This is a genomic window from Pseudomonas sp. UBA6699 (genome assembly GCF_002454615.1).
Classification (GTDB): Bacteria; Pseudomonadota; Gammaproteobacteria; order Pseudomonadales; family Pseudomonadaceae; genus Aquipseudomonas; species Aquipseudomonas juntendi.
On the sequence record NZ_DKJF01000126.1, the window covers coordinates 13614 to 38301 of the forward strand.

At 65.7% G+C, this 24688-nt stretch carries 17 protein-coding genes; 12 read left to right on the forward strand and 5 right to left on the reverse strand.

The features are described from left to right. Positions 1 to 2: 2 nt before the first annotated feature. The 8 genes from B3361_RS23045 to B3361_RS23080 all read left to right on the forward strand — a co-directional run bounded on the left by B3361_RS23045 (position 3) and on the right by B3361_RS23080 (position 11613). On the forward strand, positions 3 to 947 hold the full coding sequence (locus tag B3361_RS23045; RefSeq protein ID WP_029886675.1) for a DUF58 domain-containing protein: 945 nt from the start codon (positions 3 to 5) through the stop codon (positions 945 to 947). Continuing rightward, positions 944 to 1438, forward strand: coding sequence for a DUF4381 domain-containing protein (locus B3361_RS23050; RefSeq protein ID WP_009683483.1), 495 nt, complete (start codon positions 944 to 946; stop codon positions 1436 to 1438). The genes B3361_RS23045 and B3361_RS23050 overlap by 4 nt, the downstream gene beginning before the upstream one ends. Next, positions 1431 to 2507, forward strand: a complete 1077-nt coding sequence (locus tag B3361_RS23055; protein WP_054906021.1) for a vWA domain-containing protein — start codon at positions 1431 to 1433, stop codon at positions 2505 to 2507. Before B3361_RS23050 ends, B3361_RS23055 begins: the two co-directional genes overlap by 8 nt. After that, complete coding sequence (locus tag B3361_RS23060) at positions 2504 to 4222, forward strand: tetratricopeptide repeat protein (protein WP_054906022.1); 1719 nt, start codon at positions 2504 to 2506, stop codon at positions 4220 to 4222. The genes B3361_RS23055 and B3361_RS23060 overlap by 4 nt, the downstream gene beginning before the upstream one ends. After that, positions 4219 to 5850, forward strand: a complete 1632-nt coding sequence (locus tag B3361_RS23065) for a BatD family protein (RefSeq protein WP_154211498.1) — start codon at positions 4219 to 4221, stop codon at positions 5848 to 5850. Before B3361_RS23060 ends, B3361_RS23065 begins: the two co-directional genes overlap by 4 nt. Before the next feature lie 293 nt (positions 5851 to 6143). Continuing rightward, entirely contained in the window at positions 6144 to 7382 is a 1239-nt protein-coding gene (locus B3361_RS23070) for an exonuclease SbcCD subunit D C-terminal domain-containing protein (RefSeq protein WP_054905307.1), read from the forward strand. Then, positions 7379 to 11023: an AAA family ATPase gene (locus tag B3361_RS23075; protein ID WP_054905308.1), complete on the forward strand. Its 3645-nt coding sequence runs from the start codon at positions 7379 to 7381 to the stop codon at positions 11021 to 11023. The genes B3361_RS23070 and B3361_RS23075 overlap by 4 nt, the downstream gene beginning before the upstream one ends. Further along, complete coding sequence (locus B3361_RS23080) at positions 11020 to 11613, forward strand: glutathione S-transferase (RefSeq protein WP_029885844.1); 594 nt, start codon at positions 11020 to 11022, stop codon at positions 11611 to 11613. Before B3361_RS23075 ends, B3361_RS23080 begins: the two co-directional genes overlap by 4 nt. Before the next feature lie 147 nt (positions 11614 to 11760). On the opposite strand, the gene B3361_RS23085 is transcribed toward B3361_RS23080, so the two are convergent. The 3 genes from B3361_RS23085 to B3361_RS23095 all read right to left on the reverse strand — a co-directional run bounded on the left by B3361_RS23085 (position 11761) and on the right by B3361_RS23095 (position 14509). After that, positions 11761 to 12885, reverse strand: a complete 1125-nt coding sequence (locus B3361_RS23085; protein ID WP_286920385.1) for a lactonase family protein — start codon at positions 12883 to 12885, stop codon at positions 11761 to 11763. After that, the gene (locus B3361_RS23090) at positions 12851 to 13141 is read right to left on the reverse strand and encodes a DUF5629 family protein (protein ID WP_054905310.1); all 291 of its coding nucleotides are present in this window, start codon (positions 13139 to 13141) and stop codon (positions 12851 to 12853) included. The genes B3361_RS23085 and B3361_RS23090 overlap by 35 nt, the downstream gene beginning before the upstream one ends. Before the next feature lie 240 nt (positions 13142 to 13381). After that, positions 13382 to 14509 (reverse strand): GNAT family N-acetyltransferase, encoded by a 1128-nt coding sequence (locus tag B3361_RS23095; RefSeq protein ID WP_009686754.1) that lies wholly within the window; start codon positions 14507 to 14509, stop codon positions 13382 to 13384. A gap of 261 nt (positions 14510 to 14770) precedes the next feature. On the opposite strand from B3361_RS23095, the gene B3361_RS23100 reads away from it, so the two are divergent. Further along, entirely contained in the window at positions 14771 to 16015 is a 1245-nt protein-coding gene (locus B3361_RS23100; RefSeq protein WP_033691274.1) for a putative porin, read from the forward strand. 164 nt (positions 16016 to 16179) lie between these two features. Here the strand turns inward: B3361_RS23100 and B3361_RS23105 are convergent, their stop codons facing one another. Next, positions 16180 to 17301, reverse strand: a complete 1122-nt coding sequence (locus tag B3361_RS23105) for a beta-ketoacyl-ACP synthase III (RefSeq protein WP_009686756.1) — start codon at positions 17299 to 17301, stop codon at positions 16180 to 16182. 156 nt (positions 17302 to 17457) lie between these two features. After that, a complete protein-coding gene (gene hrpA, locus B3361_RS23110) occupies positions 17458 to 21363 on the reverse strand; it encodes an ATP-dependent RNA helicase HrpA (protein ID WP_286920386.1) in 3906 nt (1301 codons plus the stop codon). 319 nt (positions 21364 to 21682) lie between these two features. Between hrpA and B3361_RS23115 the strand changes: the two genes are divergently transcribed. The 3 genes from B3361_RS23115 (at position 21683) to B3361_RS23125 (ending at position 24630) form a co-directional block, all read left to right on the forward strand. Further along, a complete protein-coding gene (locus B3361_RS23115) occupies positions 21683 to 21847 on the forward strand; it encodes a hypothetical protein (protein ID WP_009686760.1) in 165 nt (54 codons plus the stop codon). An 85-nt stretch (positions 21848 to 21932) separates the two neighbouring features. Continuing rightward, positions 21933 to 23297, forward strand: coding sequence for a glutamine synthetase family protein (locus B3361_RS23120; RefSeq protein ID WP_009686761.1), 1365 nt, complete (start codon positions 21933 to 21935; stop codon positions 23295 to 23297). Positions 23298 to 23322: 25 nt separating this feature from the next. Continuing rightward, the gene (locus B3361_RS23125) at positions 23323 to 24630 is read left to right on the forward strand and encodes an NAD(P)/FAD-dependent oxidoreductase (protein WP_029885384.1); all 1308 of its coding nucleotides are present in this window, start codon (positions 23323 to 23325) and stop codon (positions 24628 to 24630) included. Positions 24631 to 24688 lie beyond the last annotated feature (58 nt).

Genomic DNA, 24688 nt, shown 5'->3' on the forward strand with positions numbered 1-24688 from the left:
CCATGCCCACTGCGCACCTGGCCGAACCCGGCATCCGCATCGGCCTCGCCGAGCTGATCGACATGCGCCACCGCGTGCGCGAAATCCAGCTGTTTTCCAAGCCCGGCCAACGCAGCCCGCTGGTCGGCCTGCACCATTCCAAGCTGCGCGGGCGCGGTGTGGACTTCGACCAGGTGCGCGTGTACCAGGCCGGCGACGACGTGCGCAACATCGACTGGCGGGTGACCGCACGCACCCAGGAGCCCCACACCAAGCTGTTCCACGAAGAACGCGAACGGCCTATCTTCATCCTGGTCGAGCAGAGCCAGCGGCTGTTCTTCGGCTCGGGCCTGATGTTCAAGTCGGTGCTCGCCGCCCAGGCCGCCGCCTTGTTCGGCTGGGCCGCGCTGGCCCATAACGACCGCATCGGCGGCCTGGTGTTCGGCGACAACGAGCACCACGAAATCAAGCCCCGGCGCAGCAAACAGAGCCTGCTGCAGTTGCTCAACCGCATGGCCAAGGTCAACCAGGCGCTGCACACCGAGGCGGTTGCCGGGGCCGACAGCCTTGGCCTGGCCCTGCGCCGCGCCCGCGAAGTGCTGCGCCCGGGCAGCCTGGCCATCGTGATCTGCGACGAGCGTTCGCTCAGCGCCCAGGTGGAGCAGCACCTGGCCATGCTGTCCCGGCATTGCGACCTGCTGCTGCTGCCGGTGTCCGACCCACTCGACCATGCCCTGCCGGCCGCTGGCCTGCTGCGTTTTGCCCAACGCAGCGCGCAGCTGGAGCTCGACACCCTCGACGCCAACCTGCGCCAGGCCTACCGCCAGCAGGCCGAAGCCCGCATCGAGCGCTGGGAGCTGCTGGCGCAAAAGCTGCGGGTGCTGCTGATGCCGCTGAGCACGCAAAGTGAAATGATCGAGCAATTGCGCGAATACCTGAGCGCACAGCGCCCGCGGAGCGCGTCATGAACCCGCTCGATCAGTTGCAACCGCTGATCGAACCGGCGCCCATCGGCCTGTGGCCGCCGGCACCCGGCTGGTGGGCATTGCTGGTCATCCTGCCAGTGCTGGGCTGGGGCCTGTGGCGGCTGCGGCACTGGCGCCCGCGCAAGCGCCGTGTCGTACGCGCCGAGCAACCGCTGGACCCGGTGCGGGTAGAAGCGCTGGCCGAGCTGGCACGCCTGCCACGCCCCTACGACGGCGCCCCCGCCGGCGCCTGGCTGCAACAGATCAACGCCCTGCTCAAGCGCCTGTGCCGCAGCCACTACCCGGGCGCCAATAGCCACACCCTCAACGGCCGCCAGTGGCTGGCATTTCTCGACAACCGCTGCCCCGCAGCCGGCCTCACACGCTGGATGGTGCTGGTCGAAGGCGCCTATAAACCCGAGTGCAAACTCGACGACAAGGCCATCGCCGGGCTGAGCCAAGCCGTCGAAACCTGGATCCGCAAGCATGTTTGAACTGGCCTGGCCGTGGGTCTTTGCCCTGTTGCCGCTGCCGTGGCTGGCGCGCCTGCTGCTGCCCGCCGCCGACAGCGGCGAACCGGTACTCAAGGTTGGCTTCCTCAACGAACTGGAAGGCCTGGCCGGGCGGCGCGCGCGGCTGAACCTGCCCACCTGGCGCCAGCAAGGGCCATTCGTGGTCATCTGGCTGTTGCTGCTGTGCGCTGCCGCGCGCCCGCAATGGCTCGGTGACCCGTTGCCAGTGGCGGCCAGCGGCCGCGACCTGCTGGTGGCGGTGGACGTGTCCGGGTCGATGGACTTCCCGGACATGCAGTGGAAAAACGAAGACATCAGCCGCCTCGACCTGGTCAAGGCCCTGCTCGGCGATTTCCTGCAGGACCGTGAAGGCGATCGCGTGGGCCTGATCCTGTTCGGCAGCCAGGCCTACCTGCAGGCCCCGCTCACGTTCGACCGGCGTACCGTGCGCACCTTCCTCGACGAAGCGCAAATCGGCATCGCCGGCAAGAACACGGCCATCGGCGACGCCATTGGCCTGGCGGTGAAACGCCTGCGCCAGCGCCCGGCGCAAAGCCGGGTACTGGTGCTGATTACCGACGGTGCCAACAATGGCGGGCAGATCCATCCGCTGACGGCAGCCCGCCTGGCAGCCCAGGAAGGCGTGCGCATCTACACCATCGGCATTGGCGCCAACCCCGAAGCCAGTGGCACCCCAGGCCTGCTCGGCCTCAACCCGAGCCTGGACCTGGACGAAGCCGCACTCAGGGAAATCGGCGAAATCACCCACGGTGCCTACTTCCGCGCGCATGACGGAGCCGAACTGGACGCTATTGGCGACACCCTCGACCAACTCGAACCGGTGGCCCAGCAACCGACCCAGGCCCGCACCGCCCAAGCCCTGTACGCCTGGCCATTGGCCCTGGCACTGCTGCTGAGCGTGCTGCTGGTGGTGGCCGTGCAATGGCCCGACAACCTGATGCAGCGCCTGCTGCGCAAGCCGCGCTTCTTGCAGCCACACCCGGAATGGCGCCAACGCCTGAAGCGCTTGCGCTTGCGGAGGCGGCGATGATCGACCTGTGGCCGCAATGGTTGCGCCCCCTGTGGCTGCTGGCCGTGCCCCTGCTTGGCTGGCTGCTGTACAAGCTGTGGCATCGGCGCAAACGGGCCGGGCGCTGGCAGCTGATCCTGCCGCCGGCATTCCACGCTGTGCTGCTGGGCGGCGGCAACGGCAACACCAGCAAACTGCCGTGGGTGGCGCTGGGGTTGGCCTGGCTATTGGTGATCCTGGCCCTGCTCGGGCCCAGTTGGCAGCGGGTGGAAGAAAACCGCCAGCGCCCGGCCGACCCGCTGGTGATATTGCTGGAGCTGACCCCGCAGATGCTCGCCGAGGACAGCCCGCCCAATCGCCTGGAACAGGCCCGGCGCAAAATCCTCGACCTGCTGGAGCACCGCCGCGACAGCCAGACGGCGCTGGTGGTCTATGCCGGCTCCGCACACACCCTGGTGCCGCTGTCCGATGACCTGGCCACCACGCGCAACCTGCTGGAGGCCATCGACCCGTCGATCATGCCCAAGCCCGGCCAGCGCGCCGACCTGGCCGTGCAGAAGGGCCTGGCCCTGCTGGCCCAGAGCGGGCTCGGCCAGGGCCGCCTGCTGCTGATCGGGTCGTCGCTCAGCGCCCCGGAGCGCCAGCGCATCTCCCAGGCCCTTGGCCGGCAGGGCCCCAGCCTGCTGATGCTGGGTATCGGTAGCCGTGACGGTGCCCCCGTGCGCCAGGCCAATGGCGAATACCTCAAGGATGACCAAGGCGGCATTCTGGTGCCCCGCCTGGACAACGCCAGCCTCAAGGGTTTCATCAACGGCACCGGCGGGCGCTACCGGCATGCGCGTATCGACGACCTGGACCTGCGTGGCCTGGGCCTGTTCGACCAGCCGCGGGCCGGGCGCAACGACGGCCAGACCCTGCAGCTGGACAGCTGGGCCGACCAGGGCTACTGGTTGCTGATTCCGCTGCTGCTGCTGGCCGCGTGTGCCGGCCGGCGCGGTTGGCTGTTCTGCCTGCCGTTGCTGCTGGCCCTGCCCCAGCCCAGCCAGGCTTTCGAGCTCGATGACCTGTGGCTGCGCCCCGACCAGCAAGGCCAACGCCTGCTCGAGCTGAACCGCCCAGCCAGCGCGGCTCGGCACTTCCATGACACGCAGTGGCGCGGCCTGGCGCTGTACCAGGCCGGCGACTACGCGGGTGCGGCCGAGGCATTTTCCCAAGGCGACACGGCCGCCGACCACTACAATCGAGGCAATGCACTGGCCCGTGCCGGTGAGCTGGAAGCGGCCCTGGACGCCTACGAGCAGGCGCTGGAGCGCGAACCCGATCTGCAAGTGGCACTGGACAACCAGGCATTGGTGCAACAGCTGCTGCAACAGCGCCAGGCCAAGGCCGAGGAACAACCGCCCGGTAACGATGCCCAAGGCACGCCCGGCAGCGACACCGAAGGCAACAGCAGTTCGGCCAGCAGCGCCGCCCAGGGCACCCCCGGCGGTGATGAACAAGCCAGCGCCGAGCAGCCTGGCGAAAGCAGCAGCAACAGCCAGGGTGCACCGGGTAATCAGCCGGGTGCCGATGAGGGCGTCATCCAGCCGCCCCAGCGCCCGGTGTCGACCAGCCTCGACGCCGAACAGCGCCAAGCCCTGGAACAATGGCTGCGGGAGATCCCCGATAACCCGGCGGAGCTGCTGCGGCGCAAATTCTGGTACGAACAGCAACTGCAACAGGAAACCCCACGATGAGTCGCTTCGGCGTCTTGCTCCTCTCCCTGCTGTGGGCCACCCTGGCCCAGGCTGAACCCCTGCTGCAGGCCAGCGTCGACCGCACCCGCCTGCAGGCTGGCGAAAGCCTGGAACTGACCCTGGAAAGCCAGGACGTCACCCAGTTCGGCAAGCCCGACCTGCGCGCCCTGGAAGGCGACTTCGAGGTGCGCGGCACGCGCCAGCTGAACAGCCTGCATACCCTCGACGGTGAAACCCGCGCCAGCACCCGCTGGATCATCACCTTGCTGCCGCGGCGCAGCGGCAGCCTGCGTATCCCCGAGCTGCAGCTGGGTCAGTCACGCAGCCAGGCCATCGACCTGCAAGTGCTGCAGGCCGATGCCAGCCGCCAGGACACTTCACAGGTGTTCATCGAGGCCACCCTCGACAGCCCCGACGTCTACGTGCAGGCGCAGGCTGTGCTCACCTTGCGCATCTATCACTCGGTGGCGCTCTATGACGACAGCAGCCTGAGCCCGCTGCAGCTGGAAGGCGCCAAGGTCGAACCGCTCGGCGAATCGCGCACCTATGAAAAGGAAATCAATGGCGTGCGCCACGGCGTGATCGAAACCCGCTATGCCGTGTACCCCCAGCAAAGTGGCACGCTCGAGATCCCGCCACTGACGTTCAGCGCCACCGCCGCAGCCAGCAGCGACGAAACCCCGCAAGCCAATGGCACGGCCCGGGCCGGGCACCAGGTACAGGTCAGCTCGCTGCCGCTGCGGCTGGCGGTACGCCCGATTCCCGCCGCCTGGCCTGCGGGTGTGCCGTGGTTGCCGGCGCGTAGCCTGACACTGGAAGAGCACTGGAACCCCGACCCCGGCAACCAGCAGGTACAGATTGGCGACTCGCTGACGCGCAACATCACCTTGCGCGCCGAAGGCCTTTCCAGCACCCAGTTGCCGCCGTTACCCGCCACCGAGATCACCGGCCTGCGCCGCTACCCCGACCAGCCGCTGCTGCGCAACGAAATCAACGAACGCGGCATGACCGCCAACCGCGAGGAACGCGAAGCACTGGTGCCCACCCATGCCGGCACGTTGGCCCTGCCGGCGCTGGAAGTGGCGTGGTGGAACACCCGTGAAGATCACCTGGAGCACAGCAGCCTGCCGGCGCGTACGCTGAACGTGCAGGACAACCCGGCATTGAGTGCCGACAGCCCGGTGGGCGATAGCAGCAGCGCCAGCAGCGCGCTGTGGCCTTGGCAATTGGCGACTCTGTTGTTCGCCCTTTCCACCGTACTGGGCTTCGCCCTGTGGTGGCGCGCCCGCTCGCAACCGGCGGTGCTGCGTGCGGCGCAGAACGGGCCGAGCCCGCGCACCTTGCTGGATGACCTCAAGCGCGCCTGCCTGGCGAACGACCCCCAGGCCACCCGCCAGGCGCTGGACGCCTGGGCCCGGCAGCAACCGGAGACCCTGGCCGAGATGGCGGCGCGCTTCGTGCCGTTGTCGGATGCGCTGGATGGGTTGAATGGCGCGTTGTACAGCGAGAGTGGGCAGTATTGGCAGGGTGAGGATTTGTGGCGGGCGATCGGCACGATACCGCCGGCCGAGCAGGTGTTGTTGCCGGCTGGGGAGAACGGCAGCTTGCCGCCGCTTTATCCCAAGTAGCCGGCTGCCTGCCAGGGCCTCTTCGCGGGCATGCCCGCGAACACCGGCGCAGCCGGTGCCAGCCCCACCCTGGGTACATGTCTCGACATCGCGCCGTACAAACAAGGCGGCCGCGCGGGCGGCGCTCGATCTCACAGGCGCTGCAAATGTGATGACGAACCGCTGCCAGCCCTCCCCCCTATCCCCCGCCCTGCCCCCCACCCCCCTGCTTGGGTTACCATACCGCCCTCGCGCAACGCCCATCCCCAAAGCCAAGCCCTCTGGCTTGCTCGACTCGACACCACAGGTCATCCATGCGTCTGTTTCATACCTCCGACTGGCACCTGGGCCAAAGCCTGCACGGCCAGGAACGCGATTTCGAACACGCCTGCTTCCTCGACTGGCTGCTCGGCCAGCTTCGCCTGCGCCAGCCGGATGCGCTGCTGATCGCCGGCGATATCTTCGACACGGTCAACCCCCCCGTCAAAGCCCAGGAGCGTCTGTACGACTTCATCGTCCAGGCGCATGAGCAGCAGCCCAAGCTGGACATCGTGATGATCGCCGGCAACCACGATTCCGGCTCGCGCATCGAGCTGCCTGCCGCACTCATGCGCCGCCTGCGCACCCACGCCCTGGGCCGTGTGCACTGGCTGGACGAGGGCCAACTGGATGCCGAGCGGCTGCTGATCCCGCTGACCAATGGCCGCGGCAAGGTCGCAGCCTGGTGCCTGGCGCTGCCGTTCCTGCGGCCGGCCGAAGTCACCGGCCCCCACCTGGGCGACGACTACCTGCAAGGCATCACCCAGGTGCACCAGCAACTGATCGCCGCAGCACTGCAAAAACGCAAGAAAGACCAGGCGCTGATTGCCATCAGCCATGCGCACATGGCCGGGGGCGCAGTGTCGGAAGACTCCGAGCGCAGCCTGATCATCGGCAACGCCGAGGCGCTGCCGGCCAAGCTGTTCGACAAGGCCATCAGCTATGTCGCCCTCGGCCACCTGCACAAGCCACAGAAGGTCAACCGCGAAGAACGCATCCGCTACAGCGGCTCACCGATCCCACTGTCGTTCGCCGAAATCAACTACCCGCACCAGGTGCTGGAGGTGGAACTGGACGGCAGCGGCCTGGTCAGCGTCGAGCCGCGCCCGGTACCGCGCGCCGTAGCCCTGCAACGCATCGGCCCGGCACCGCTGGGTGAGCTGTTACAGCAACTGGCAGACCAGCCGGTAATCGACCTGCTGGAAGACCCCAATCGCCAACCCTGGCTGGAGGTGCGGGTCATTCTCGACGAGCCGCAACCGGACCTGCGCCAGCAGATCGAGACCGCGCTGGCGGGCAAGGCAGTGCGGCTGGTGCGTATCAGTGCCGAGTACGCTGGGCGCAACAGTAGCGAAGATGATGACCTGGCCTTTGTCGAACTGGCCCAGATGACCCCGCAAGACCTGTTCAGCCGAGCCTGGGAGCAAGCCTACGGCAGCGCTGTCGACGAGCAGGCGCTGGCCGACTTTGCCCTGCTGTTGCAGGACGTGCAGCAGGAAGAGGAGCAGCCATGAAGATTCTTGCCATCCGCCTGAAGAACCTGGCATCGCTGGCCGGCCCCGTCGACATCGACTTCACTGCCGAGCCCCTGGCCAGCGCCGGCCTGTTCGCCATTACCGGGCCCACCGGCGCCGGCAAGAGCACCCTGCTCGACGCCCTGTGCCTGGCCCTGTTCGGCACCGTGCCGCGGCTCAATGACATCGGTCGCGAAGCCAAGGTGCCGGATGCCGACGGCGACATCCCCACATCCGACCCGCGCAACCTGCTACGCCGTGGTACCGGCAGCGGCTTTGCCGAAGTCGATTTCGTCGGCGTCGACGGCCGCCGCTACCGTGCCCGCTGGGAAGCCAACCGCGCCCGCGACAAGGCCAACGGCAAGTTGCAGCACAGCCGCCAGAGCTTTTACGACCTGGACAGCGAGCAGGTCCTGGCCAGCGGCAAGAACGAATACAAACAGTTGGTCGAAGCCCGCCTGGGCCTGAACTTCGAGCAGTTCACCCGCGCGGTGATGCTGGCCCAGAGCGAGTTTGGCGCGTTTCTCAAGGCCGACGACAGAGAGCGCAGCGAACTGCTGGAAAAACTGACCAACACCGCCATCTACACCCGCCTGGGCCAGCGCGCGTTCAGCAAGGCCCGCGAGGCCGGTGAGGTGCACAACGACCTGCTCGCGCGCGCCAGCCACCTGCTGCCGATGGACGCCGAAGCCCGCGCCCAGCTCGACCAGCAACTGGAGCAGGCGCAGCAGCACCTGAAGGCTGACCAGGCCAGTGAGCGCCAGCTGGAACAGCAACGCAACTGGCTGCAAGAGCAAAACCGGCTGCAAGCCCAGCACGCCGAGGCGGCCCGCGCGCTGCAGGCCGCCGAGCAGGACTGGCAGCAGTTGGCCGAACCGCGCCTGGACCTGCTGCGCCTGGAGCGCCTGGCACCTCAGCGCCACCAGTTCCACCGCCAGCAGGCGCTGAACGCACAACTGGCCCCACTGGCGGCAAGAATTGCGCAGCAGCAACAGCAGCAGGACGAACTCCAGGCACGCGCAAATACCCTGGAGCAAGCACTGAACGCCGCACGCCAGGCGCTCGCCGACAGCCAGGCGCAACACGGCGAGAATGCCCCACGCCTGCGCCAGGCCTTCGCCGCCCAGGACAACCTGGCGCGCCTGGACGAAGCGCTGGCCGCGCAACACAGCAGCAGCCAACAGGCTGAACAACACGTCGCCGATGGCCAGCAGCAGTTGCAACAGCTGGAGGCCAACCAGCAGCGCAGCCTGCAGCAATTGGCGCAGATCGACAGTGCCCTTGCCGACAGCGAGCACCTGGCAGGCCTGGCCAGTGCGTGGCACGCCTACCTGCCGCAACTCAAACAGGTGATGCTGATTGGCGGCCGCCTGGCCAAGGGCCGCGAAGAGCTGCCCGGCCTGCAGGCCCAGGCCAGCCAGGCCAATGTGCAGCTGCAGGCCGAGCGCGATGCCTACGAGCTGCTGTTCCGCGAAGCCAAGGCCGAACCCCAGGCCCTGGCCGAGCAGATCGACCTGCTCGGTGGCATGCTGCAGGACAACCGCAAGCAGCAGCGCGCTGTTGAAGAAATGTCGCGCCTGCACGGCCGCGAACTGGAACTGCGCCAGCAACTGGACAGCGTTCGTGAACGCCAGCAACAGGCCATGCAGCAACGCCAGCAGTTGATCAGCGAAGGCACCGCGGCGAAGGCCGAGCTGGAGGCGGCCGAACAGGCGCTCAACCTCACCCGCCAGTTGCTGGAGCGGCAACGCCTGGCGCGCACCACCAGCGTGGAGGCACTGCGCGAGCAATTGCGCGATGGCGAACCTTGCCCAGTCTGCGGCAGTGCCGAACACCCGTTCCACCAGCCTGACGCACTGCTGCACAGCCTGGGTCGGCATGACCAGGCTGAAGAAGCTGCCGCGCAGCAACAGGTCGACACCCTCAACGCCAAGCTGGTCGAGTTGCGCACCCAATTGGGCGTGGTCAACGCCCAGCTCAAGGACTTCCAGCAGCAACAGCAGCAACTGGGCGATCAGTTGCAACCGCTGGTGGCGCAAGTGCAGGCGCACAGCCTGTGGCCGGCCCTGGCCCCGCAGGATGACAAGGCCCGTAGCACCTGGCTGGCCAGCCAGCTGCAGCGCCTGGAGGCGGAAATTGCGCAGGACGAGAAACGCCAGAGCGCGCTGCTCACGCTGCAACGCGATGCTGCCCGCCTCACCCAGCAACTGCAGGCCGCCCAAGACGCTCAACAGCAGGCCCAGCGCCACCTCGAACAACAGCACCAGGCCCTGGCCAACGACGAGCAGCAGTTGCAGCAAGGCTTGCACGACCTGGCCGGGGTGCTGCCCGAGCAGGCCCTGAAGGCACTCGACGAAGACCCGGCCAATGCTTTCCTGGCCCTGGACCAGCAGATCGCCCAGCGCTTGCAGCAACTGGAACAGCGCAAGGACGAACTGGAAGAACAGCAGGCCCGGCAAACCCAACTCGACAAGCTGCGCGACCAGCACCAGGCCCGCGTGCAAGGCCTGCAGCAGTTGCAGCAACAACTTGCCGCCCTGGACGAGCAGCGCCAGCAGGCCCAGGCCGCCCTCGGCGAATTGCTCGGTGAACACGCCACTGCCGAAGCCTGGCAACAGCACATGGACGCCGCGCTGGACCAAGCCCGCGCCCTGGACGCCGACACCGCCCAGCGCCTGCAGGAACTGCGCACGCAAGCCGTGCAACTGGCCAGCGAGCTGAAGGCCGACGGCCAGCAGCAACAGGCGCTGGTTGCCGAATGCCAGCAGTTGCAGGGCCAGATCGCGCAGTGGCGCAGCCAGCACCCGGAGCTGGATGACGCCGGGCTGGATCGCCTGCTGGCCATGGAGGATGCGCAGGTCACAGCATTGCGCCAGCGCTTGCAAGGCGCGGAAAAAGCCATCGAACAAAGCCGCGTGTTGCTGCAGGAGCGCGAACAGCGCCTGCAACAGCACGTGGCCGACATGACCGTGGACACCACGGCCGAAGCCCTCGAGCAAGCCCTGCTGGAACTGCGCGAGCGCATGGCCAGCCACGAGCAGCAATGCGCCGAACTGCGGGCGCAGCAGGCCGATGACCAGCGCCGCCAGCAGGCCCATCAGGCACTGGCAGCCGAGATCGAGCAAGCCCGCCAGCAGTGGCAGCGCTGGGCCCGCCTGAATGCCCTGATCGGCTCGGCCTCGGGCGATGTGTTCCGCAAGATCGCCCAGGGTTACAACCTTGACCTGCTGTTGCACCATGCCAACAGCCAACTGCGCCAACTGGCCCGCCGTTACCGCCTCAAGCGAGGCGGCAGCGCCCTGGGCCTGTTGGTCCTGGACACCGAAATGGGCGACGAGCTGCGCTCGGTGCACTCACTGTCCGGCGGCGAAACCTTCCTGGTGTCGCTGGCGTTGGCCCTTGGCCTGGCTTCGATGGCTTCCAGCACCCTGCGCATCGAATCGCTGTTCATCGACGAAGGTTTTGGCAGCCTGGACCCCGAGTCGCTGCAGCTGGCCATGGATGCCCTGGACGGCTTGCAGGCACAGGGGCGCAAGGTGGCAGTGATTTCCCACGTGCAGGAAATGCACGAGCGGATCCCGGTGCAGATTCAGGTGCACCGCCAAGGCAATGGCCTGAGCGAGGTGCAGGTGTGCGGGTGATCCTGTACTCGTTCCGTCGCTGCCCGTGGGCCATGCGCGCGCGCCTGGCCCTGCGCTATGCGGGCTGTGAGGTCGAGGTATGCGAAGTGGCGCTGAAGAACAAGCCGGCAGAACTGCTGGCCTTGTCCCCCAAGGGCACGGTGCCGGTGCTGGACACCGGCAGCCAGGTGCTGGAAGAGAGCCTGGATATCATGCGCTGGGCGCTGGCGCAGAACGACCCGCAAGATTGGCAACTGCGCGCGAACCCCGCGGCGGCGCAGCAGGCGCATGCCCTGATCGCGCGTAATGACAGCACGTTCAAGTCGCAGGTGAACCTGTACAAGTATGCCGAGCGCTACCCGCAGCACCCTCGCGCGTACTACCGCCAGCAGGCCGAGGCCTGGCTGGCGGAGCTCGAAGGGTTGCTGGAGAGCCGGCCGTACCTGTTGGCTGACCAGCCGAGCATCGCCGACGCCGCCTTGCTGCCCCTGATGCGCCAGTTTGCCGGGGTGGAACCCCAGTGGTTCGCCGAGGCCGCTTATCCGCGGCTGCGGAGCTGGCTAGAGGGGTGGTTGGCATCAGACCTGTTCCGCTCGATCATGGCCAGGTAGCTTCACCCGGCTCCCTGTAGGAGCGGCCCTGTGTCGCGAAAGGGTCGCGCAGCGGCCCCGGGTTCTCGCGTTACCGCGGACATTGCCGGGGCCGCGCTGCGGCCCTTTCGCGACACAAGGCCGCTCCTACAAGGCGTGGTGTTGATATCAGTCGATGAACTTCAAGTCCGAGGGTGCGTCCTGGTCCAGGATCTGCACCGTCTCGCCCAGCTTGCCAGTCTCGGCGTCACGGCGCATGACCACGATCTGGTTGCTCTTCTGGTTCGCCACCAGCAGGAAGCGGTTGCTGGGGTCCAGGGCAAACTCGCGGGGGTGGTCGCCTTCCACGGCGCGGCGCTGCACAAACGTCAGCTTGCCGTCGCCCTTGCCAACCGCAAACACCACGATTTCATTCGCTGTACCGCGATTGCTCACGTACAGGAAGTGCCCGTCGGCCGACAGGTGCAACCCGCCCGCCGCCTTGGCCGTCGAGGCCGAGTCTTCGGTCAGTGGCAGGCGCTGACCCTCGGTCAGGCCCGCACCGTTGACATCGAACATCACCACTTCCCCGCTCATTTCCAACGTGAGGTAGGCATGCTGCCCCGTGGCATCGAACAGCAGGTGGCGTGGTCCGCTGCCTGGCGGCAACGCCACCGACGGCGGCGTGGCCGGGCTCAACGGCTGGTCCGGGCTGGCGCCGTCGTAGCGGTAGATGAATACCTTGTCGGCACCGAGGTCGCTGGCGTACAGATATTGCCCATTGGGTGACGACACCAGTGAATGCACATGCCCCCCCGCCTGGCGCTCGCGGTTCACGCCACTGGGCCGGTGTTGCAATTGCTGCACGACCGGCTTGAGCTGACCGTCCCTGGCTACCGGCATCACTGCCAGGCTGCCGCCGGGGTCAGGGTTGACCGCGTAGTTGGCCACGAACAGGTAGCGCTGGTCATGGCTGAGGCTGGCATGGGTTGGCTCGTCGCCTTGGCTGGCCACCTGGTTGAGCGGCTTGATGTCGCCCTTTGCACTGAAACTGCTGGCATTGCCGCCCGGGGTTTCATTGACAGCGAACAGCAGGCGGCGGTCGGCCGACAGCACCAGCCACGACGGGCTGACACTTTTCACCACTTGCTGCGGGGTAGGGTCGATGTGGCCCCGTTGTTCGTCGAACTGGTAGCGGTAGATACCCTGGCTGGCACCATCGGTATAGCTGCCCACCAGCAGGGTCGCGGCATGGGTCGGGATAGTCAGGCTCATCAGGCTAGCGGTCAGCAGGGTCGTCCAGGTGCGGTTCATCTTGGTCTTCATCCGGGGCGCGAAAGGCACTCATGCAGACTAGCCGATGCGCGCCGTTGGCATCGTCCAGTTGCCACTCGTCACCCATGGCGGTCGCCGCGGCGACCTGCTCGGGGGTAAACGACCAGCGGCGCAGTTGGCGGCCGTCCATGCACTCGACGCGCAGGCCAGTGGTATCGGCGGTGAACTCGAAGGCGTGCAGGCCGTCGATCAGGAGCATGTCGCAGGACTGCAGGGCGTGGCTGAGGGAGGACATTGGGTTACCTGTCAGGGAAGTGCTGCCAGTATAACCCTGTGACATCCCTGTGGGAGATTCAATGGTTCCTGGCAAGGGTAGCCAGGGCATCTTCAGCGCCTGTGAGATCGAGCGCCGCGCGGGCGGCGCTCGCTCTAACAGGCGCTGCCATACCTTGTGGCAAACACCTGTCAGCCCTGAGGCGATCTCTGTGGGAGCTGGCTTGCCAGCGATAGGGCCGTTACAAGCAATACAAGTCTCTCAGTCCCGCCGGTAAGGCAACATCCCCCGCGCCTCCTCGGCATACCCCTTCACCCCTTCCCGCTCCTGCACCAGAAAATCCCCCACCGCCCGCCGCAACCCAGGGTGCAGCAGGTAATGCCACGACCGCGTCAGCACCGGCTCAAACCCGCGAATCAGCTTGTGTTCACCTTGCGCACCGGCATCGAAGCGCTGCAAACCTTCGGCAATGGCGAAGTCCATGCCCTGGTAGAAACAGGTTTCGAAATGCAGCCGGTCGAATTCGTCCAGGCAACCCCAATAGCGGCCAAACAAGCTGTCACCCCCCACCAGGCTCAAGGCCATGGCCACATCCCGCCCGCCCTGGCGAGCCATCACTACCCGTAGCGCCTCGGGCATGCGCTCGGCAAGCAGGCTGAAGAACGCACGGGTCAGGTAGGGCGCACGGCGCCGTACGGCATAGGTGTTGGCGTAGCAGCGGAACACGAAGTCCCATTGCGCCTCGTCCAGTTCATTGCCCTGGTACCACCGAAAATCGATGCCCTGCCCCGCCACCTGCTCGCGCTCCTTGCGCATCTGCTTACGCTTGCGCGAGCTGAGGCTGTCGAGAAAGTCCTGGAAGTCGCGGTAGCCGCGGTTTTGCCAGTGAAACTGGCACCCTAGGCGCTCCAGCCAGCCCGGCAGGCCGGCCAACTGCTGGTCCAGCGCCGCATCGGTGAAATTGATGTGGGCACCCGACAGCCCGCCCTTGCCCAGGTACTCAGGTAACGCCTGCAGCAACAGCAGCCCATCGGCCGGGTCGTCGGCCAGCAAACGCGGGCCGCTGACCGGGCTGAACGGGACCGCCCCCAGCAACTTGGGGTAATAGGCAATGCCGGCCCGCTCACAGGCATCGGCCCAACCGTGGTCGAACACGTACTCGCCAAACGAATGCCACTTGCGGTAGGCCGGCAACAGCGCCCGCACCTGCCCGTCACGCTCCAGCACCAGATGCTCGGCAGCCCAGCCCGTCTGGGGTGCAACGCTGGCGCTGTCCTCCATGGCGCTGAGAAAGCCGTGGCGCAGGAAGGGTTGGCCGGCAGGCACCAAGGCATCCCAGGTGGCCGCCGGAAGATCACGCAAATGGGCAAGGCTGTACAGGCTGGTCACGGTTTTGGCTCGCAGTCGGGAGGCGTTCAGTATCCCCAACCCAGGCGCGTCACTCAAATGATGAACGTCAGGCTGCCCCTTTTCTTCTCACTTACTTAACAACAGTGCCACTAATCAGACATTAATCTGTCACTGCCCCTCGCAATACTTGCGCCTGTTTTCCGGAACACCAGAACCTGTCTATTCAGGCCCTTTCCGAAGACATGCCAACACAGGGGCAGGCGCTTGAGCCTCCCCCATTTTTTCAGTAGGGAGAACCTTATGCGTCTTGTTTCTACACTTACCGGAATGAGCCTCACCGGCATGATGCTGGCCCTGAGCGCCCCGGCCAGTGCTGCTGTCGACGCCAAGCTGCTCGAAATGCTGCGCGCCAACGGCTCGATCAACCAGGCGCAGTACAATGAACTGCAAGGCGATCTGGCAAAAGAAACCAAGGAAAAGGCCGACCAGAAAGCTCAGTCCGAACGTATGAGCGCCTTTGAACAAAAAGTGGCATGGGCCGCCAAGACCCAGATCAAGGGCGATGTGCGCCTGCGTTACGAAGACGTCAACGTCGACAACCCGATCTCCCGCAGTGGCAACCAGGACCGTGAGCGCGTACGTGCCCGTGTCGGCTTCTACAGCGAGATCAACCCGCAAGTCGACGCCGGCGTGCGTGTGGCCACCGGCAGCAGCGCCGATGCCCGCTCGACCAACCAGAGCCTGGACAACTACTTCGAGAAGAAATCGCTGTGGGTCGACCTGGCCTACCTCGACTGGCACCCGACTGCCGTGCCCAACCTGCACCTGATCGGCGGCAAGATGAACCAGCCGTGGGTCAGCATGGGCGACATCATCTGGGACAGCGACATCAACCCGGAAGGTGTGGCAGCTACCTACAAGATGAACGTTGGCCCGGCTGAAGTCTTCGGCAGCCTTGGTCACTACAACCTGAAAGACAACGTCGATGGCGACGGCGTGCAGTTCAAGCATGACGCGCAGCTGTACGCAGGCCAGCTGGGCACCAGGTTCAACGCAGCCGACACCGTCAAGGTGACCGTGGGCGGCAGCATCTACGGCTACGACAACGACAAGGCTTCGGCCGCCCTGGCCTCGCTGGGCAACACCACCAACGAGTTCAACCTGGTGGAAGGCTTCGGTCAGGTCGACTTCACCGGCTTTGCCATCCCGCTGTCTGCCTACGGCCAGTTCGTCAAGAATACCGAAAGCACCGACGGCAAGGACAAAGCCTGGCTGGCCGGTCTGAAGAGCAAGATCGGCGCCTGGAGCCTGGACTACAACTACCGCGACGTGCAGCGTAACGGTGTGGTCAGCCTGTTCACCGACTCTGACTTCGGTGCCGGCTTCACAGGTTCGCGTGGCCACAAGTTCAAGGTCGGTTATGAAATCGACAAGAACTTCGGCGTAGGTGCAACCTACCTGATGGCCAAGACCGACTACTCCAACCTGCCCAACAGCAATGCGGACGTGGATACCCTGCAGTTGGACCTGGAAGCCAAGTTCTAAACACGCAATAGCGGGGAATGCCGACCCCATCCGGCGTTTCCCGCTTTTTTTTGCCTGTGAAATAGCTGGGGCTGCTTTGCAGCCCATCGCGACACAAGGCCGCTCCTACAGGGGAATGCGCCCTTTGCAGGTCGGCCCCGGCTATCTCGGATCAGACCAGGTAATCAGCGCTTGCGCAGGATCACACTGCCAATCGAATACCCCGCACCGAACGAGCTCAATACCCCCAAGGCGCCCTTGGCCAGGTCATCCTGGTACAGGTGGAAGGCAATGACCGAGCCTGCCGAGCTGGTATTGGCGTAACGGTCCAGAATCACCGGGGCGTCTTCCTCGGCCACTTCTCGCCCCAGCAGCTTCTTGACGATCAGGTGGTTCATGCTGAGGTTGGCCTGGTGCAGCCAGAAGCGCTTCACATCGCTAGGGTTCAGGCCGTTTTCCTGCAGGTGCTCACCGATCAGTTCGGCCACTTTCGGGCACACCTCGCGGAACACCTTGCGGCCTTCCTGGATGAACAGCTTGTCCGCAGCGCCCTGCCCCTCTTCCGCCGCACGGTTGAGGAAGCCGAAATTGTTGCGGATATTGTTGGAGAATTCGGTCCACAGCTTGCTGCTGACGATATCGAACTGGTGCGCCGAGCTGGCCTTGTCAGCGCGCTCGAGCACCACTGCGGTGGCCGCATCACCGAAGATGAAGTGGCTGTCGCGGTCACGGAAGTTCAAGTGCCCGGTGCACACCTCGGGGTTGACCATCAGTACTGCACGCGCCTGGCCCAGGGCCACGCTGTTGGCTGCGGTCTGGATGCCGAACGTGGCCGAGGAACAGGCTACGTTCATGTCGAAGGCAAAGCCCTGAATGCCCAGCGCCTGCTGCACTTCGATGGCAATGGCCGGGTACGGGCGCTGCAGGTTGGAGCAGGCGACGATCACGCCGTCGATATCGGCAGCCGTGCGGCCCGCACGCTGCAAGGCCTGGTGAGCAGCGGCCACGGCCATTTCGCAAAGCACCGAGGGTTCGTCGTTGGAACGCTCCGGCAGGCGCGGCTTCATGCGCTGCGGGTCGAGGATGCCGGCCTTGTCCATGACGAAGCGGCTCTTGATGCCCGAGGCCTTTTCGATGAACGCGGCATCCGACAAGGGCGCCGCTTCGACTTCGCCACGCTCGATGGCGGCGGCGTTGTCCTGGTTGAACTGCTGGGACCAGGCGTTGAAGGAGGCCACCAGTTCTTCGTTGGAAATACTCTGGGCCGGGGTGTACAGGCCGGTGCCGCTGATCACGACGTTATGCACGGTCGTTCCTCTGTTCGAAGGCCATCGCCACGGGGGCGCTGGCGGGAATAGGACAGCCTAGTGGCACTTTAGTGCCAAGTTAGGGGCGAGGGGCTCACCCGAGAAGGGCCGCCAGGCGGCCCCAAATTGCATCAATACTGCCACAACTGTGGAAGTTTAGCCTTCCACCTGGCCCCACTGCTTGCTCAATCTTTTGTCAGAAATCGGCACTTTGGTGCCCAGTTGCTGAGCGAACAGCGACACCCGGTATTCCTCCAGCCACCAACGGTACAGGGTCAGTTGCTCATCGCGCTTGCCCTCCTGGGCATGCTTGTCGGCGCGGGCCTTGTACTGCGCCCACAGGTTGGCCAGCTCGCCGCTCCATACCCGGTCCTTCTGCACCTGCGCACCGAGTTTCTCCAGGCGCAGTTCCACTGCCTTGAGGTAACGCGGCAGTTCCTTGAACCAGGTGGCCGGGGTTTCACGCACGAACCCTGGGTACACCAGGTTGCCCAACTGCTGCTTGATGTCATTCAGCGCCACGGCCTGGCTGAGGTCGATCTTGCCCTTGAAGCGCTTCTGCAGGCCGTGCCACAGCTTCAACACTTCCAGCGCCTGCCTGGCCAGGCGCTCGGCGTGCTCGGCCCAACTGCCGCGCTTGCGTTCGGCCAGCCCGGCCAAGGCCGCACCCTCGCGTGGCAAGGGGTGTTCACCCTCGAGGATGCAGCTGTCCAGGCTGGCCAGCAAAATGTCCTCGACCAGCGCTTCGACACGCCCCAGCTCGCGGTACAGCAGGCCCAGTTCGGTCAGCCCCGGCAGCTTGCCCCGCAGGAACTTGGCCGGCTCGGCCAGTTGCTGCAGCAGCAGCCGCTGCAAGGCACGGCGGTGCTGGAACTCGGCTTCGGCCTGGGTCGAGAAGCGGCCTTCGCGCACCGTGCCGCTTTCGTCCACCAATGCCGGGTAGACCGTCATCGACAAGCCGGCGATCTTTTGCTGGGTGGTCTGCGCCACGGGGCTGAAGGCCTTGGCCTGCACCGGCTTTTCGGCGTCAGCCGTGCGCGGTACGGCCAACGCGGCCTGGCTGGCGGCGGCAAAACGGGCAGTCAGCTCGGCCAGGTCGCGGCCCTCGCCCAGGAACTTGCCCTGGCCGTCGACCACCTCGATATTCATGCGCAGGTGGCCCTCGACCAGGCTCACCGACTCGGCCCAGGCCTCGTCGGCTACACGCACACCGGTCATGCGCAGCAATTCCTGGCCCAGGGCCTGGGGCAAGGCCCCCTGGGCGAACGGCATGCGCGCCAGCGACGCCTTGACGAAGTCGGGCACCGGCACGAAGTTCTTGCGCAGGGCCTTGGGCAGGTTGCGTACCAGCGCCACGCACTTGGCTTCGAGCAGGCCCGGCACCAGCCACTCGAGGCGTTCACCCGGCAGGTTCGGCAACAACGGCGCAGGCACGCGCACAGTCACGCCATCGCGCGGGTGCCCCGGTTCAAAGTGATAGGTCAGCGGCAGGCGCAGTTCGCCCACTTGCAGGCTGTCGGGGTACTGGGCCGCCGTGACCTCGCTGGCCTCACGCGCCAGCACGTCCTCTTCGCGCATGATCAGCAGGTTGGCATCCTTCTGGCTGCCCATGCGGTACCAGGCATCGAAGGTGGCGGTCTGGTGAATTTCTTCGGGCAGGCGCGCTTCGTAGAACGCATACAGCGTTTCTTCATCGGCGAGAATATCGCGCCGACGCGCTTTGGCCTCCAGTTCATCAAGCTGCTCCAGCAGGCGCTTGTTGGCCGCCAGGCATTTGGCCCGCGACTGGATCTCGCCGCCTACCAGGCCCTCGCGGATGAACAGCTCCCGCGAGGTGGCCGGGTCGATCGGGCCAAAATGCACCGGGCGCCGCCCGACCAGAATCAGGCCGTACAAGGTGATCTGCTCATAGGCCACGACCTGCCCGCGCTTTTTCTCCCAGTGCGGCTCGAAGTGGTTCTTCTTGACCAGGTGGCCGGCCAGCGGCTCGATCCAGTCCGGTTCGATCCGGGCCACCACGCGTGCATACAACTTGGTGGTTTCGACCAACTCGGCAGCCATCACCCACTGCGGGCGCTTACGCCCCAGGCCCGACGACGGGTGTACCCAGAAGCGCCGCTGGCGAGCTCCCTGGTAGTCGCCCTCTTCGGTCTTGTGGCCGATCTGGCTGAGCAGGCCGCTGAGGAGGGCCTTGTGAAACTTCTGGTAGTCGGACGGTTCTTTGTTCACCGTCAGTTGCAGGTCACGGCAAATCAATGCCAGCTGGCGATGGGCATCGCGCCATTCGCGCAGGCGCAGGTAATTGAGAAAGTGCTTGCGGCACCAGTTGCGCAACGGGTTGGCGGTCAGCGCCTGGCGCTGTTCTTCAAAGCCGCGCCACAAATTCACCAACGCAGCGAAGTCGGAGTCCACATCCTTCCATTGCGCGTGCGCCTGGTCCGCCGCCTGCTGGCGCTCGGGCGGGCGTTCGCGCGGGTCCTGCACCGACAACGCACTGGTGACGATCAACACTTCCTGCAAGCTACCCTGGCGTGCGCCCTCCAGCAGCATGCGGCCCAGCCGCGGGTCGATGGGCAGGCGCGCCAACTGGCGGCCGATAGGCGTCAGCTGGTTCTCGCGGTTGACCGCCGACAGTTCCTGCAACAGGTTGAAGCCGTCGCTGATGGCCTTGCCATCTGGCGGCTCGATGAACGGGAACGCGTCAATGGCACCCAGGCGCAGGTGCAGCATTTGCAGAATCACCGCCGCCAGGTTGGTACGCAGGATTTCCGGGTCGGTGAACGCCGGCCGGCTGTTGAAATCCTCTTCGCTGTACAAGCGCACGCAAATGCCCGGCTCAACCCGGCCGCAACGGCCTTTACGCTGGTTGGCACTGGCCTGCGACACCGCCTCGATGGGCAGGCGCTGAACCTTGGCGCGGTAGCTGTAGCGGCTGATGCGCGCAGTACCGGTGTCGATCACATAGCGAATGCCCGGCACGGTCAGCGAGGTTTCGGCGACGTTGGTGGCCAGCACCACCCGGCGCCCGGTGTGCGGCTGGAAGATGCGCTGCTGCTCGGCCGGCGACAGGCGCGCGTAAAGCGGCAGAATCTCGGTATGGCGCAGTTGCGCCTTGCGCAGGATCTCGGCGGCATCGCGGATTTCCCGCTCGCCCGGCAGGAAGATCAACACGTCGCCAGGGCCTTTGCCTTGGCTGCGCTCATGCTGGGCCAGCTCGTCGAGGGTGGCGAGAATCGCCTGGTCGACCGTCAGGTCGTCCTCGATCTGGTTGCCCTCTTCGTCCTGCTCGCTGGTCAGCGGGCGGTACCAGGTTTCCACCGGGAAGGTGCGGCCAGACACCTCGATGATCGGCGCATTGTCGAAGTGTTTGGAGAAGCGCTCCAGGTCGATGGTCGCCGAGGTGATGATCAGCTTCAGTTCGGGCCGGCGGTGCAGCAAGGTCTTCAGGTAGCCGAGCAGGAAGTCGATGTTCAGGCTGCGCTCGTGGGCTTCGTCGACGATGATCGTGTCGTAGCGTTCGAGAAAGCGGTCATGCTGGGTTTCGGCCAGCAGGATGCCGTCGGTCATCAGCTTGACCAGGGTGTTGGCGTCGCTCTGGTCTTCGAAACGGACTTGGTAGCCGACCAACCCACCCAGCGGCGTACCCAGCTCTTCGGCCACCCGCGCCGCCACGCTGCGCGCGGCAATGCGCCGTGGCTGGGTGTGGGCAATCAGGCCATGGCTGCCACGGCCCAGTTCCAGGCAGATCTTCGGCAACTGCGTGGTCTTGCCCGAACCGGTTTCACCGGCGATCACCAGCACCTGGTGTTCGGCGAGGGCCTTCTTGATTTCGTCGCGTTTGGCGGCGATCGGCAGGTTGTCGTCGTAGCGTACGACCGGCACGCTCTGCTGGCGCGCGGTAACCTGGGCACAAGAGGCCTGGACCTTGTCCACCCACTGCGCCAGCTTGGCCTCGTCTGGGCGCTTGCGCAGCTCATGCAATTGCCGCCGCAAGCGGTGGCGGTCGGCAATCATGGCGTGGTCGAGGTTGTGCAGCAATTTGTCGATGGCGTGGTCAGTCATGGGGCTTTTTAATGATGCAGGTGAGCCTGCTTTTTCATGATCGGCATTCTGAGGATGCGCGATTGTCGCAGATTTGCGCCTGTTTTGCTGTCCAGGCTGGCGCGCACCGTGTAGGAGCGGCCTTGCGTCGCGATGGGCTGCGCAGCAGCCCCGTGGATTTGTGCCGGGGCGCAGATTTGGGGCTGCTACCGCAGCCCATCGCGACGCAAGGCCGCTCCCACAAGGGATCGCACAGTGGCTGAAAGTTTAGCAAGTCCTTATGTAAACGTTGCCATTCACGACTTTAATCACCCTTACGCCGCATGTGAGTATCAAAACCATGACGCCCGCCCAGCCCATCGCCCCACCGTTGCCGCGCCCTTCGCTACCGAAGGCCCGCAGCCGTGCCGGGGAAAACCCGCTGGTGCACATCATCCTCGCCTTCTGGGCCTTGTGGCACTGCCGCCACGCCCGCCCACCGGATACCGCCCTCACGCCGTTGTGACCAAACCCGGCCAGCCTCTGGCCGTTTGCCCCAGCCGGGCCGCCCGCCAGTGCGGTGGCCCTGCGCAGCCGTGAGCGAACCCAACATGCATTTTGCCCCCGTAGAGCACGCCGCCCGTTTTCTGGCCGACAACCCTGATATCGAGTTGTTCGAGCTGTTCATTCTCGACGCCAACGGCGTACCCCGCGGCAAGCTGCTGCACCGCGACGAATTGCTGGCCGTGTACCAGAGCGGCCGGCCGCTACCCAGTACCATTCTCGGCCTGACCCTGAACGGCGACGATGTGGAAAACTCCGGGTTGGTCTGGGATGTGGGTGATATCGACTGCCGCGCCTACCCGCTCGAGGGCAGCCTGACAAGGTTGCCCTGGCGCCGGGTGCCGACCGCCGCGGTGCAGGTGAGCATGCACCCGAGTGAGGGGTTGCCTGCCAGCATCGCCGACCCGCGCCACGTGCTGCTGCGCACCATCGAGGCGCTGCAAGCCGACGGCTACCACCCGGTGATGGCCTGCGAACTGGAGTTCTACCTGCTTGACCAGCAGCGCGACGCCCAAGGCCGCCCGCAACCGGCACTGGACAACGATGGCGGGCGCCCGCGCAGCACCCAGGTGTACGGCCTGCGCGAACTGGAACAGATCGAGCCGTTTCTCGCCGATCTGTATGCCGCCTGCAAAGCCCAGGGCATCCCGGCCCGCACGGCCATTTCCGAATACGCCCCCGGCCAGGTGGAAATCACCCTGGAGCACGGTGACGCACTGCAGGCCATGGACCAGGCAGTACGCTACAAGCGCCTGGTCAAGGGCGTGGCCCATGCCCACGGCATGCAGGCCTGCTTCATGGCCAAGCCATTCGCGCACCTGGCGGGTACTGGCATGCACATGCACCTGAGCCTGGCTGACCACGCCGGCACCAATCTGTTCGCCAGCGACGACAAGGCTGGCACGCCGCTGCTGCGCCAGGCAGTCGCCGGCATGCTGCGCCACCTGCGCGAATCACTGCTGCTGTTCTGCCCCAACGCCAATTCGTTCCGCCGCTTCCAGGCCAACAGTTATGCACCACTGGCACCCACCTGGGGCGTGGACAACCGCACCGTGAGCCTGCGCGTACCCGGTGGCCCGGCCAACAGCCGGCATGTGGAGCACCGCATCTGCGGCGCCGATGCCAACCCCTACCTGGCGGCGGCGGCGATCCTGGCAGCCAGCCACCGTGGCATTCGCGAACAGCTGGACCCAGGGGCACCGGTGCAAGGCAACGGTTATGCCCAGGCTACCGAACACCTGCCCACCGACTGGCTGACGGCGCTCGACGCCCTGCAGCAGTCGGCTTGGGCCCGCGAAGCATTGGGCGAGGACTTCCTCGGCGTGTACCTGAAGGTCAAGCGCGCCGAGTACCGCCAGTTCATGGCCGAAGTCAGCGAACAGGACTGGCGCTGGTACCTGCACCAGGCCTGAGCCCCTCAACATTCAAGGAACACCCATGAACGCAGCATTGCACAAAGGCCCGGCGCAGCGCGCGCCGTCCTACTACAGCGCCACCCTCAACGACCCTACCGAGTACCCGCAACTCAAGGGCACGGTGCAGGTGGATGTGGCAATCATCGGCGGCGGCTTCACCGGCGTGGCCACGGCAGTCGAGCTGGCCGAGCGCGGCCTCAAGGTGGCCATCGTCGAAACCAACCGTATAGGCTGGGGTGCCAGCGGCCGTAACGGTGGCCAAGTCACTGGCAGCCTGTCGGGCGACGAAGCCATGCGCTCACAGATGCGCAACCACCTGGGCGCCGAGGTCGATGACTTCATCTGGCACCTGCGCTGGCGTGGCCACCAGGTAATCGAGCAGCGCGTAGCGCGCTACGGCATCGACTGTGACCTCAAGCGTGGCCATCTGCATGCCGCCATGAAACCCTCGCACATGAACGAGCTGCGCGCGTTCGAGGCCGAAGCGCAACGCCGGGGCATGGGCGAGCAGGTTCAAATGCTCGACCGCGCGGCAGTGGCTGAGCACCTGCAGAGCCCACTGTACATGGGCGCCTTGAAGAACCTGCGCAACCTGCACCTGCACCCGCTCAACCTGTGCCTGGGTGAGGCCCGCGCCGCACATGGCCTGGGCGCACTGGTGTTCGAGAATTCCGAAGTGCTGGACATCGTGCATGGCCCGCGCCCGGCGGTGGTTACCGCCCACGGCCGGGTCGAGGCACGCCAGGTGATGCTGGCCGGCGATGTGTACCACAAGCTGGAAAAGCGCCAACTCAAGGGCAAGATATTCCCGGCCATGGGCGGGATCGTCACCACCGCGCCACTGGGCGAACTGGCCGAGCAGATCAACCCCCACGACCTGGCGGTGTACGACTGCCGCTTCGTGCTCGACTATTACCGCCTGACAGCCGACAAGCGCCTGCTGTTCGGTGGCGGCGCCAACTACTCCGGCCGTGACTCGCGGGATATCGAAGGCGAGCTGCGGCCATGCATCGAACGCACGTTCCCGGCATTGAAGGGCGTGCCGATCGAGTTCCAGTGGAGCTGCGCCATGGGCATCGTGGTCAACCGCATTCCACAGCTGGGCAAGCTGTCGGACAACGTTTGGTATTGCCAGGGGTATTCCGGGCACGGCATTGCCACCAGCCACATCATGGGCGAGATCATGGCCGAGGCGTTGACCGGTACGCTCGAGCAGTTCGACACTTTCGCCCAGTGCAAGCATGTGCGGGTGCCGATGGGTGACTTGCTGGGCAACCCGCTGCTGGCGGCCGGCATGTGGTATTACCAGATGCTGGAAAAACTGCGCTGAGCCCAAAACCCATGCCTTCGCTGTAGGAGCGGCCTTGTGTCGCGATGGGCCGCAAAGC

Coding starts and splice junctions, on each gene's coding strand:
- B3361_RS23045 (WP_029886675.1), top strand. CDS start 3: ATGCCCACTGCGCACCTGGCCGAACCCGGCATCCGCATCGGCCTCGCC.
- B3361_RS23050 (WP_009683483.1), top strand. CDS start 944: ATGAACCCGCTCGATCAGTTGCAACCGCTGATCGAACCGGCGCCCATC.
- B3361_RS23055 (WP_054906021.1), top strand. CDS start 1,431: ATGTTTGAACTGGCCTGGCCGTGGGTCTTTGCCCTGTTGCCGCTGCCG.
- B3361_RS23060 (WP_054906022.1), top strand. CDS start 2,504: ATGATCGACCTGTGGCCGCAATGGTTGCGCCCCCTGTGGCTGCTGGCC.
- B3361_RS23065 (WP_154211498.1), top strand. CDS start 4,219: ATGAGTCGCTTCGGCGTCTTGCTCCTCTCCCTGCTGTGGGCCACCCTG.
- B3361_RS23070 (WP_054905307.1), top strand. CDS start 6,144: ATGCGTCTGTTTCATACCTCCGACTGGCACCTGGGCCAAAGCCTGCAC.
- B3361_RS23075 (WP_054905308.1), top strand. CDS start 7,379: ATGAAGATTCTTGCCATCCGCCTGAAGAACCTGGCATCGCTGGCCGGC.
- B3361_RS23085 (WP_286920385.1), bottom strand. CDS start 12,885: ATGAACCGCACCTGGACGACCCTGCTGACCGCTAGCCTGATGAGCCTG.
- B3361_RS23090 (WP_054905310.1), bottom strand. CDS start 13,141: ATGTCCTCCCTCAGCCACGCCCTGCAGTCCTGCGACATGCTCCTGATC.
- B3361_RS23100 (WP_033691274.1), top strand. CDS start 14,771: ATGCGTCTTGTTTCTACACTTACCGGAATGAGCCTCACCGGCATGATG.
- hrpA (WP_286920386.1), bottom strand. CDS start 21,363: ATGACTGACCACGCCATCGACAAATTGCTGCACAACCTCGACCACGCC.
- B3361_RS23115 (WP_009686760.1), top strand. CDS start 21,683: ATGACGCCCGCCCAGCCCATCGCCCCACCGTTGCCGCGCCCTTCGCTA.
- B3361_RS23120 (WP_009686761.1), top strand. CDS start 21,933: ATGCATTTTGCCCCCGTAGAGCACGCCGCCCGTTTTCTGGCCGACAAC.
- B3361_RS23125 (WP_029885384.1), top strand. CDS start 23,323: ATGAACGCAGCATTGCACAAAGGCCCGGCGCAGCGCGCGCCGTCCTAC.